This is a genomic window from Clostridium sp. OM05-6BH (assembly GCF_003481635.1).
In the GTDB taxonomy this organism is placed as follows: domain Bacteria; phylum Bacillota; class Clostridia; order Lachnospirales; family Lachnospiraceae; genus Butyribacter.
In genome coordinates, this window is record NZ_QULH01000012.1 from 77,419 (window position 1) to 86,112 (window position 8,694).

8 protein-coding genes are annotated in these 8,694 nt (G+C 42.6%); 7 read left to right on the top strand and 1 reads right to left on the bottom strand.

Annotated elements, in window-relative coordinates:
* Positions 1 to 73: 73 nt before the first annotated feature.
* The 7 genes from DXB73_RS10455 to DXB73_RS10490 all read left to right on the top strand — a co-directional run bounded on the left by DXB73_RS10455 (position 74) and on the right by DXB73_RS10490 (position 7,906).
* Entirely contained in the window at positions 74 to 1,507 is a 1,434-nt protein-coding gene (locus tag DXB73_RS10455) for an ABC transporter ATP-binding protein (RefSeq protein WP_347559536.1), read from the top strand.
* Between the two features lie 50 nt (positions 1,508 to 1,557).
* Positions 1,558 to 2,352, top strand: a complete 795-nt coding sequence (locus tag DXB73_RS10460) for an ABC transporter permease (RefSeq protein ID WP_118691090.1) — start codon at positions 1,558 to 1,560, stop codon at positions 2,350 to 2,352.
* Positions 2,349 to 3,146, top strand: a complete 798-nt coding sequence (locus DXB73_RS10465; RefSeq protein WP_022026136.1) for an ABC transporter permease subunit — start codon at positions 2,349 to 2,351, stop codon at positions 3,144 to 3,146. The genes DXB73_RS10460 and DXB73_RS10465 overlap by 4 nt, the downstream gene beginning before the upstream one ends.
* 44 nt (positions 3,147 to 3,190) lie before the next feature.
* Positions 3,191 to 4,594, top strand: a complete 1,404-nt coding sequence (locus DXB73_RS10470; RefSeq protein WP_243104060.1) for an ABC transporter substrate-binding protein — start codon at positions 3,191 to 3,193, stop codon at positions 4,592 to 4,594.
* A 259-nt stretch (positions 4,595 to 4,853) separates the two neighbouring features.
* Positions 4,854 to 5,066: a FeoA family protein gene (locus DXB73_RS10475; protein ID WP_118691092.1), complete on the top strand. Its 213-nt coding sequence runs from the start codon at positions 4,854 to 4,856 to the stop codon at positions 5,064 to 5,066.
* Between the two features lie 39 nt (positions 5,067 to 5,105).
* Entirely contained in the window at positions 5,106 to 7,115 is a 2,010-nt protein-coding gene (locus DXB73_RS10480) for a ferrous iron transporter B (protein ID WP_118691093.1), read from the top strand.
* A gap of 410 nt (positions 7,116 to 7,525) precedes the next feature.
* Positions 7,526 to 7,906, top strand: a complete 381-nt coding sequence (locus DXB73_RS10490; protein ID WP_118691095.1) for a heavy-metal-associated domain-containing protein — start codon at positions 7,526 to 7,528, stop codon at positions 7,904 to 7,906.
* A gap of 75 nt (positions 7,907 to 7,981) precedes the next feature.
* On the opposite strand, the gene DXB73_RS10495 is transcribed toward DXB73_RS10490, so the two are convergent.
* Positions 7,982 to 8,587 carry a nucleoside recognition protein gene (locus DXB73_RS10495; RefSeq protein ID WP_118691096.1) on the bottom strand — a complete coding sequence of 202 codons (606 nt, stop codon included), beginning with the start codon at positions 8,585 to 8,587 and terminating at the stop codon, positions 7,982 to 7,984.
* Positions 8,588 to 8,694 lie beyond the last annotated feature (107 nt).

Genomic DNA, 8,694 nt, shown 5'->3' on the forward strand with positions numbered 1-8,694 from the left:
TTCCCCATAAAATATTGACCTTCGCAGGATACTAGAGTAATATTCCATTAGATTATGCATGTGGAGGATGACTATGGGAGATTACATTATTGAATTAAAAAATATTTCCAAATGTTATGAGGGGGACACTGCCGCCGTTGATAATGTTTCTTTATCGATCGCAAAAGGTGAATTTGTAACGTTATTAGGTCCGTCCGGGTGTGGCAAGACGACGATCCTGCGAATGATCGGTGGATTTGAGCTGCCGACGTCCGGCCAGATATTGCTGGGCGGTAAGGATATCAGTAAACTGCCACCCAATGAGCGTCCGATCAACACCGTATTTCAGAAATATGCGTTATTTCCTTATTTGAATATATACGATAACATTGCGTTTGGCCTCAAGCTAAAGAAATTACCCAAAGATGTCATTGACGAGAAAGTGCGCCATGTATTAGATGTGGTGGATCTGGAGGGCTTTGAAAGGCGAAGGGTGCATACGTTATCCGGTGGTCAGCAGCAGCGTGTGGCGATTGCACGTGCGATCGTCAACGAGCCGGAGATCTTGCTTTTGGATGAACCGCTTGGTGCATTGGATTACAAAATGCGCAAAGAGATGCAGCTGGAGCTGAAATTAATGCATGAACAACTTGGCATCACATTTATTTTTGTGACGCACGATCAAGAGGAAGCACTTACCATGTCGGATAAGATCGTTGTCATGTCCAATGGTGAGATTCAGCAGGTTGGTACGCCGGAGGAGATCTACGATGAGCCAAAGAATGCTTTTGTAGCGGATTTTATCGGAGAAAGCAATATTTTTAACGGTGTTATGACAGGGCACAAGAAGGTCTCTTTCTGCCAAACAGAGTTTGATTGTGTGGATGACATTAAAGAGGGACTGCGTGTACAGGCGGTGATCCGTCCGGAAGACGTTGTTTTGACGGAGGCCGGCAAGGGAAAACTTCAGGGCGAGGTGCTGTCTTCTATATTTAAGGGAACCTTTCACGAGATCACGGTCCTGCACAATGAGAAAGATGAGATTGTCGCTCAGGCTTCCGGAGATATTGCCAAGGGAACGAAAGTTGGTGTTGATATCTTGCCGGATAGTATTCATTTGATGCATTTTAATGAAAAGGCAAATCATTTCACCGGCATGATCGATGATGCGATGCGTATTCGTCTGGTGGATGGAAGTATCAAAGTGGATATGACAAAGCTTTTTCCGGGTTCGACATTGCAGGATGGAGTTCTTTATGATAAGAGCGGTCATCCGCTCGAGACAGAGGGACGCAAGGTGGTTGTCTATATAAATCCAAGACAGGCGCAGCTTAGCGATGACCCACAAGTTGGTTTGGTACAGGGGCATATTGATTCGTTGATCTATATGGGAGATCATTATAGTTATGAAGTGCGTTCAAGCAATGATGAGTTGTATTTTGTATATGATGAATATTTGTGGAACATTGGAGATTACGTTAGTGTTGTCGTGCCGGATACAGGCATCAGCGTTACATTAGCAGAGTGATCATTTATTAGTGCTGCCTTGGTAGCGGGATCATTTCATGGAGGAGACAGATGCATTTTACAAGAAAACAGTTAGGGATTCCGTATATCCTGTTTTTGATATTGTTTGTCGTACTGCCATTGTTTGTTGTGCTTTATTACGCATTTACTGATGGGCAGGGACAATTTACCGTAGAGAACTTTCAACATTTTTTTACAAATGGAAAAACATTAGGAACGTTATTTTACAGTTTCGTGATCGCATTGCTGACGACAACCGTTTGTTTGTTCATTGCGTATCCGACAGCGTATATTCTGGCAAGAGGGGGATTTCGCAAAAGTGGTGTATGGATGCTTCTTTTGGTGACGCCGATGTGGATCAATTTTACGCTTCGTATCACGGCACTCAAAGAAGTGTTAAACCTGATCGAGGGTAACTTGGCATTTCACCCGCTGTTTAATGCGGTGCTGTGCATGGTCTATGACTTTTTGCCATTTATGATCCTACCGATCTATACGGTGCTGTTGAAGTTAGATGGCGCACTGCCGGAGGCGGCAGCAGATCTTGGGGCAAAACGTCATCAGGTGTTTTTTAAGGTGATCCTGCCGCTCAGTATGCCGGGGATCATCAGCGGTGTGACAATGGTGTTTTTGCCGGCAATGACGAATTATGTTGTATTAGACATGGTGTATAACAGTACGTATATCATGGGAAGTCTGATCGGAAGTTACTTCAATACATATGATTGGAATAACGGCTCTATGATCTCAATGGTACTGCTGTTCATTATTTTTGGCATCACTTGGATCACCGGCAAAATAACCGGTGATGATGGGGATATTCAGCGGGGAGGTGCAGCTTTGTGAAAAAGAAAGGATTACAGACAGTGTGGCTTATGCTTGTCGTTGCATTTTTGTATCTGCCGATCTTGATCTTAGCGGTGTATAGTTTTACAAAGTCGACGATGATCGGATCGATCCGTGGATTTTCTGTGCATAATTATGTCACGTTATTTACGACCAAAGAGCTGACAGATATGATCATAGGCACAGTTTTTCTGGCACTTTTGGTAGCTGTATTATCCAGTATATTAGGGACGTTAGGTGCAATAGGAATTTTTTACTCTTCCAAAAAGACACGCATGAGTATCGAACTTGTGAATCAGATACCGGTAGTTAATTCGGATGTTGTGACTGGATTTTCAATATGTGTACTGTTGATCGTTTTTGCCGGGATCGATAAAGATACTTATATTCCGTTGATCGTCGGACAGACGGTATTATGTACGCCATTTGTATATTTGTCAGTGCTTCCCAAACTAAAGCAGATGGATCCGGATATGTATATGGCGGCATTAGATCTTGGCTGTACTCCGGCAAAGGCACTTCGTACCGTAATCTTTCGGGAGCTGGTACCGGGTATTGCGGCAGGCTTTATGACTGCAGTGACCTTGTCGTTAGATGATTATTTCATAACTACGTATACCAAACCTGCTACGTTTAATACGATCAGTACGTATGTGGTTAATGCGACACGTGGAGCACGGACAGAGATCAAGACGGCTCTTTGGGCGCTGTCAACGGTAATATTTTTGCTGGTGGTGCTATTTGTGGTTGTGATAAACAGCAAAGATCTAAAAAAGTCGACAAATGTAGAATGACAGAATAAATGTATAACGATTGTAGAAAGGAATGTAGAAAAACCGTGAAAAAAGGAATTGCATTGTGTGTTTTGTTCTTGCTGTCAGCATTGTGTGTCGGTTGTGGAAAGCAGTCGGAAGATGATGTGACAGTACTTCGCGTGGCGAATTGGGAGGAATACATTGATGAGGGCGGCTGGTCTGAGGATGAGACGATCGAGCTTGCGGACGGCACGAAAATTCTCGGAAAGGAAGAGATGACGGAGCTGTTTGAGCAATGGTATGAAAAGAAATACGGTGAAAAAGTCAAAGTGGAATATTCCACGTTTGGCACAAATGAAGATTTGTACAATCAGCTTACTTTGGGAGATACTTTTGATCTGATCTGTCCATCAGAATATATGATCATGAAGTTGATGAAAGAGCATCGATTGGAACCGTTTTCGAGCAGTTTTTATGACACCTCGGATCCGGATAACTACTATGCGAAAGGAGTTTCCCCCTATATAAGGAAACGTTTTGATGAGTTAAAGATTGACGGAGAAGAGTTATCCAAGTATGGTGCAGGTTATATGTGGGGAACAATGGGGATTGTCTATAATCCAAAGGAAGTGGATGAAAAAGATACCGATCATTGGTCCATGTTGTTGGATACCAAATATCGTAAACGTATCACGATGAAAGACAGTATCCGAGATTCCTATATTGTGGCGCAGGCGATCCGCAAAGAAAAGGAGCTATCTTCACAGCAGTTTACACAGGCTCCTGATTATTCGAATCGTCTTTTTGAGGAAATGAATGATACGAGTGTGAAAGCAGTGGATGAGATTCAGGAGATCCTTGGAGATATGCGCGAAAATGCGTATTCGCTGGAGACAGACAGTGGTAAAGCGGATATGGTTACCGGCAAAGTCGTTGCCAATATGCAGTGGTCCGGTGATGGTGTGTATACCATGGACCAGGCGGAAGAAGATGGGCTTGAGCTGAGCTTTGCCGTACCGAAGGAAGCCTCGAATCTGTGGTTTGACGGCTGGTGTATGCTTAAAAAAGGCGTTCGGTCGGATGCAAAGAAGCAGCAGGCTGCAGAAGCCTTTGTAAATTTCCTGTCCCGCCCCGATAATGTGATCAAGAATATGTATTATATCGGTTATACTTCCGTGATTTCCGGTGGTGACAGTCCTTTGATCTATGAATACGCAGACTGGTGTTATGGTGCAGAAGATGAAGATACGGATACTGTGCCATATTCGTTAAGGTATTTCTTTACTGAAGAAGATGAGAATGCTTCACAGGACTATGTGCTGCAAGTGCCTGTAGGTGAGGAACGCAGACAGGTGTTTGCCGGTTATCCGCCGCGTGATGTGATCACGCGCAGTGCGATCATGCAATGTTTTGACGATGAACAAAATAAACGTATTTCCAGAATGTGGACAAATATTCGTTGTTTTGAATGGGAAGATCTATTTTGACATTATAATCCTATCTTCAAAAAGCTGCCGCTTTGTAAGGCAGCTTTTTTACTTTGTTCTATTTCTTTTTGAAAAAATTTATATTTTTGTTGACAAAAGAAAAAGATTGTATTAAATTATTATAGGGTTAGATAGAGCTAACCTAAATATGTGTCAACTTTCACACGATAGATAGACCTAACGAAAAGAAGTCGCAACAGATTGCTGTTAGTAACGAACTATATTGTGCGAGGAAGGACAGGAGCGGAAAGGAAAACATATGACTCTGAATGATGCAGTAGAAGGAAAAGAATATGTAGTAGAAGAGATTGCAACAAACGATGATGAAATGAGTGCATTCTTATTCTCACTTGGGTGCTACAGTGGTGAGCCGATTACAGTCGTTGCACGTAAAAAGAGAAATCTGGTGGTTTCGATCAAGGACGCCAGATACAACATTGATATTGAACTGGCGAAAGCTATTTTAATATAAAGAATTTGATAATTTGTCATTTTACAAGGAGGTTTCGTTATGAGAATTGCGTTAACCGGTAATCCCAATAGTGGAAAGACCACTATGTACAACGCATTAACGGGAAGAAATGAAAAGATCGGTAACTGGGCTGGTGTTACCGTTGATAAGAAAGAAAGCCAGATCAAGAAGGCGTATTACGACGGCTCCAAAGAGTTGATCGCAGTCGATCTTCCGGGTGCATACTCCATGTCACCGTTTACATCAGAGGAGAGCATTACAAGCGGTTATGTAAAGAACGAGCATCCGGATGTTATTATTAACATCGTAGATGCTACCAATTTGAGCCGTAGCTTGTTCTTTACAACACAGCTTTTGGAACTTGGTGTTCCGGTTGTCGTAGCTTTGAATAAGAGCGATATTAATGAGAAGAAAGAGACAAAGATCAACACAGAACTGTTGTCTCAGAAACTTGGCTGTCCGGTGCTTAAAACAGTATCCACATCCGATGAAGGACTAAAAGAAGTTGTTGCTCAGGCAGCAGAGTTAGAGGGATCCGGTCAGAAGGCACCGTATATACAGGGTGAAGTTAATCTTCATGACAAAGATGAGGTAGAAGCTGCTGATAGAAAGCGCTTTGCATTTGTAAATGCTATTGTGAAAGAAGTAGAGAATCGTAAAGTGCTTACAAAGGATAAGACAATTGGGGATAAGATTGATTCTGTTATCACACATCCTGTAATCGGTATTGCAATCTTTGCAGTAGTAATGTACCTGGTATTCTATATTTCACAGTCTACTTTAGGTACATATTTGGCAGATATCCTGACCGGATGGATCGAGCAGTTCCAGGGTTGGGCGACAGATAGTTTGGAAAAAGCTAACGCAAGTGCATTCTTAGTATCCTTCCTTTGTGATGGTATTATCGGTGGTGTAGGCGCCGTTGTTGGTTTCCTTCCACTCGTAATGGTGATGTACTTCCTTATCGCATTACTTGAAGACTGTGGTTACATGTCACGTGCAACAGTCGTACTGGATCCAATCTTTAAGAGAGTAGGTCTTTCCGGTAAATCCGTCATCCCTATGATTATCGGTACCGGTTGTGGTATTCCTGCTATCATGGCATGTCGTACCATTAAGAATGAGCGTGAGCGTAGAACAACAGCGATGCTTGCAACATTTATGCCATGTGGCGCTAAGATGCCTGTAATCGCATTGTTTGCAGGAGCATTCTTCCCGAAATCAAAATGGGTAGGTCCATTGATGTATTTCGTTGGAATTCTTTTGATACTTTTGGGAGCATTGCTTATCAAAGCAATTACCGGTATGAAATATAGAAAGTCCTTCTTCATTATTGAGCTTCCGGAATATAAGATTCCAAGCTTGAAGATCGGTGTTTTATCTATGTTAAATCGTGGTAAGGCATACATCGTTAAGGCTGGTACCGTAATCCTTGTATGTAATACTGTAGTACAGTTGATGCAGTCCTTTAACTGGCATCTTCAGGCAATCGAAGAGGGACAGGAGAGTACTTCTATTCTGGCAAGTATTGCCGGCCCGTTTGCTTATCTGTTAGTACCTGTCGTTGGAATTGCATCATGGCAGCTTGCAGCAGCAGCAATCACGGGATTTATTGCTAAGGAGAATGTAGTTGGTACAATCGCTACCTGCTTTGCAATTACAAACTTCATTGATACTGATGAGCTTGCATTAGTAGGTTCCGGTAATGCGGTAGCTGATGTTATGAGATTGACAAAAGTGGCAGCACTTGCATACTTAATGTTCAACCTTTATACACCACCATGTTTCGCTGCACTTGGTGCTATGAACTCTGAGATGCAGAGTGGTAAGTGGCTGCTTGGTGGTATCTGCTTACAGCTTGCAACAGGTTTCACAGTTGGATATTTGGTATACCAGATCGGTACAATGATCGTCTCCGGACCTGCAGCAGTTCTTTCTACTCCAGGTTTCTATGCAGGATTGATTGCAATAGCAATTTTTGCGGCAGTGATCGTTAGTCTGATCATCAAAGGTAACAGAGCTATTGATACAGAGTATCAATTAGATTAATGTATATATGAAAACTTCACGGCGTCAGAAGATATGGCAACGTATCTTCCGCTGTGGAAGATTTCATAGAATCAATAGAAAGGGATGGTTATTGTGGGAAGCATTATTGCAAACTTGATCGCAATATTAGTTATTGCGCTTATTTTAGGAGTGTCGATTTTTTATATTGTCAAATCTAAGAAAAAGGGTGTAAGATGCATTGGCTGTCCTTCGGCTGGTTCCTGCACAAAGTATTGCGGAGCTGGGTCAAAGAAAACAAAACAGAAAAAATAGTGATGGGGCCGTTTGTTTTGCAAAAAACAGGCGGTCTTTTCTCTATATGATCAGATGGATGGTTATGCCTCTTTACGAACAGCGGTGCTTTAGGGAGCGGAAGAAGATAGCAGAGTTAGAAAGGTCAGGTGGTAAATATGGTAAATTATTTGGCAGCACAGACATCGGGCAATTGGATTGCGATCGTGATCATTGTGATCATTTTGATCCCGGCAATCCGTACGACAGTCAAACATATGAAAGGGGAAGGAGACTGCTGTGGAGGACCAAAGGAAAAGGTACCTAAGAAAAAGATGGATGGTCCGAAGCTTCGAGAGCTTACTGTTCATATTGAAGGAATGCATTGCCAGAATTGTAAAAATCGTATTGAGAAGCATGTCAATGAGCTGGACGGTGTGATCTGTAAAGTGAAACTGAATAAAAAAATAGCCGTCGTATCTCTATACAAAGATGTCGATGAATCGCTCATCAAGGATACGATAGAAAAGCTTGATTTTACTGTTGTAGGTATGGAGTAGGACGATGGAAAAACTTGAATTTCCTGTTGCGGGTATAAAGTAGAGCGGGGGATAGGCAGTGCATAACTGCACCGCCTATTTTTCTCCCTTACGGCACATGATCCTGCAAAAAATAATAGCGACGATCGTACTGATAGTGGTGGCGATCAGACCGGGGAACACAACGGCTGCAGGATTGACGGAACCGTATTGGGAACGGTAAGCAATCGTGCTGACCGGAATCAACTGCAGTGATGAAATATTAATGATCAAAAAAGTGCACATTTCATCGGAAGCCTTGCGGATCGGTCTGCCGGTATCAGAAAGACGCTCCCGCTCTATTTTTGCCAGTTCTTTCATAGCTTTCAGTCCCATAGGAGTCGCTGCCCAGCCCAGCCCTAATAAATTAGCAACGATATTAGCGCTGATGTACTCTTTTGCAATATGATCTTTTGGAATGCGTGGAAATAGAAAATGCAGGACAGGGTCCAGTTTTCTGGTGATCTGGTCTAACAGGCCGGAACGTTTGGCAATCTCGATCAATCCTGTCCACATAGACATAATGCCGAGCATAGTGATCGCCATTGTTACAGCTTCGCCCGTACTGTCAATAGCCGCATTGCTAAGAGCCTCCACCTCGCCGGTCAGTATGCCAAATCCAATACCGATCAGTATCATATACCCCCAAAGATAATTAAGCATAACCATCCTCACAATATCATGGATTTATTTAACACATATGAAAAAGGCAGATGGATTATTCCCAATGGCATTAAGTTAAGGAAATCTCACATCACAGAAATGTGGTG